Genomic DNA, 1,300 nt, shown 5'->3' with positions numbered 1-1,300 from the left:
CCGACGGGATCGTGGTGCGTGGGATCGAACACCACCGAGCCCGCGATGCGCTCGCTCTCGACGGCGAGTACCTGCATGAACAGATCCCGCTTGTTACCGAAGTAGTTGTAGATCCGCTCCTTGTTGATGCCCGCCGCGGCGGCGATCCGGTCGATCGTCGTGCCGGTGGGGCCGTGCTCGGCGAACTCGGCGAGCGCGGCGTCGAGGATCTTCTGCTTCGTCGCTGCGGTGTTCCAGGCCATGCCCACATCCTAATTCCAACTTGTGCGTTGGATTTCAGTGTGTCATCCTTCCAACGGAAACGTTGGAGTTGGATTCTGGAGAAATCGTGACCACTCTCGTCCGCACCGAGCCGTTGCCTCGTGTACGCATCGAGCGGCCCGTCGCAGTGACGGCTGTCCTCATCGCGGCGGTACTTCTCGTCGTCTCGCACATCTATCTGACGATCCCGCTCGTGCCTCACGTCGCCGACGACTACGGCACGAGCCTGACCGCTGCCGCGTGGATCGGCAGCGGCTTCGGGTTCGCCTTCGCAGTCGGGAACCTGGTGTTCCCGACCCTTTCCGACCACGTCGACCCCCGCGCCGTGATGGCGTTCGGTCTGGCGGCCGTCGCCGTCACTGGCGTGCTGGCGGGGCTGGCGCCGAACCTTCCGACCCTGGTCGCGGCCCGTGCGGTCCAGGGATTCGTGGCCCCCGCGCTGCCAGCGGTCGCGCTGGCCTACCTGCCGCGCGTGGTGCCGGACAGGATCCGGCCGACCGCGATCGCCGTACTGTCCAGTTGCTTTCTGCTGGCGGGGATCGTCGGACAGGCGTGGGCACTGTCGGTGCAGCCACTCCTCGGGTGGCGCTGGGTCCTCTGGGGGATGGCGCCGCTGCTCCTCGTCGTGGCCCTTCTGGTCGTCCGGCTCCCGGAAACGGCTCGTCCCGACGTGCCCGGGTCCTTCGCCGGGGTCATTGGCACGCTCGCCGGCATGGTGCGGCGCCCACAGATCCTCATCGCCTACACCGCGGCGTTGACCATCCTGCTCACGTTCGTCGGTATGTACGTCGCGCTGCAGGACTCCAGCGCTGAGTTGGGTGCATCCGGGCCGGTGACCAGCCTGCTACTGCGCCTGCCGGGGCTTCCGGGCATCGCCCTTGGCTGGTTCGCCGGCACCTTTATCGGGCGCTTCGGCCCGCACCGCACCGGCGCTGCGGCGTTCCTGCTGGCAGCGACTGGTCTTGGAACCGAGGCTCTCGGCGGGCCGTTGTGGCTCACGCTCGTCGGCAGTGGAGTGTTCGTCGCCGGCCTGGCCGTC

2 protein-coding genes are annotated in these 1,300 nt (G+C 67.8%); one reads left to right on the top strand and one right to left on the bottom strand.

Going from position 1 to position 1,300, the window contains the following annotated elements; translation table 11 throughout:
- Window positions 1-242 (bottom strand): TetR/AcrR family transcriptional regulator (locus tag ELR45_RS17175; protein ID WP_129667589.1); only part of this gene is annotated, 242 nt, incomplete at its 3' end.
- Between the two features lie 86 nt (window positions 243-328).
- Here ELR45_RS17175 and ELR45_RS17170 point away from each other — a divergent pair.
- On the top strand, window positions 329-1,300 hold a 972-nt coding region (locus tag ELR45_RS17170), incomplete at its 3' end, for an MFS transporter (protein ID WP_165367863.1).

Source organism: Phytoactinopolyspora endophytica, from assembly GCF_004138495.1.
Taxonomy (GTDB): Bacteria; Actinomycetota; Actinomycetes; order Jiangellales; family Jiangellaceae; genus Phytoactinopolyspora; species Phytoactinopolyspora endophytica.
This window is presented reverse-complemented; position numbering and strand designations above follow the sequence as displayed.